The organism is Paenibacillus sp. 598K (genome assembly GCF_003851045.1).
Taxonomy (GTDB): Bacteria; Bacillota; Bacilli; order Paenibacillales; family Paenibacillaceae; genus Paenibacillus_D.
This window is the reverse complement of sequence record NZ_BFBX01000112.1, coordinates 23,406-24,593: the sequence shown is the minus strand read 5'-3', so window position 1 is coordinate 24,593 and position 1,188 is coordinate 23,406. Positions and strand designations below refer to the sequence as shown.

General features: G+C 55.4%; 1 protein-coding gene and 1 pseudogene. One reads left to right on the top strand and one right to left on the bottom strand.

Annotated features, from left to right (window positions below):
- Positions 1 to 317 (bottom strand): AI-2E family transporter (locus PA598K_RS36605; protein WP_185602262.1); only part of this gene is annotated, 317 nt, incomplete at its 3' end.
- Between the two features lie 413 nt (positions 318 to 730).
- Between PA598K_RS36605 and PA598K_RS38295 the strand changes: the two are divergent.
- Positions 731 to 1,188: pseudogene (locus tag PA598K_RS38295) on the top strand (serine--tRNA ligase); the annotation flags it as partial.

The following is a 1,188-nucleotide window of genomic DNA, read 5'->3' as shown; positions in this document are numbered from 1 at the left end:
TTGAATCGCACGATCTGTTCGTTGACGAACTGCTGGATGGTGGTCGCATACCGGGGCACATTCAGAGACCATTGATAGATCGTGTTCACCACCCGGGTCAGTACCAGATAGAACATCAGGCCGGCCACGACGGAAAACGAAGTGAAAACAATCGTCACCGGGAGCAAACGCTTCGTCGTCTTGAGCCGCCGCTGAAGCCAGCGGACGATCGGCTCGAAGATGAATGCCGTCAGCACGGCAAGCAAGAGGGGCACCAGCGAGGAGAAATAAAAATACCCCAGCACAATGGCAACGACAACAAGTCCAATCGTAATCAAACGTCTGACAAGAACAGGGTTGATGGCGCAACACCTTCCTCTCTCAATGGGATCGTACGGATAAGCTCGTATGTACGTGATACATTAATCCTACTGTCTATGCGGAAGAAAGTAAAATCTGGCGGGTATTTCCGCTTGTTTCCGCCTGCTTCCGCTTGAAAAATGTCGGCTGTTTGCGCTATACTGTCTGAAATACCGCCATCAGGCCAATGAAGAGCATCCAACTCGGAGGCGTTTTCGTCAAGGGGAAGCCACTCCCTCTAAGTTAACCGGGCCCGCCCGTTACAGCGGAACTAAGGGGATCGCGCAGCCGGACTGTGCGGTCAATTTGGGTGGCACCGCGAGAATAGCGCTCTTCGTCCCAATCGGACGAGAGCGCTTTTTGTTATTCTCGCATAAAGGAGTGCATGACCATGCTCGATATCAAATGGATCCGGCAGCATCCGTCGATGCTGCAAACGATCGCCAATCAAAAAGGAATCCCCCTCTCCATATCCGAACTGATCGCGTATGACGATCAACGGCTGGAGCTGCTTCGCCAAGCGGAGGAGCTGCGCCGGGAGCGCAATCAACGTACGGACGAGATTCGCGATCAGATCGCGAGCGGCCAGCCGGAGCAGGCAGAGCGCAACAAGCAACAAGTAAAGCTGCTCAATCAGCGCCTGGGTCTCATCGAGCAACAATATACAGAGACGCTGGAGCGCTTCCGCGCGCTGATGCTGCGCGTGCCCAACCCCGTATCGCCGGATACACCGACAGGCGATTCGGATGCGGACAATGTCGAGATCAGACGAGTAGGCGAGCCGCCGAGCTTCCCGTTCCCGCCCCGGGATCACGTCGCGCTCGGGGATCTGCACCGCATCATCGATAT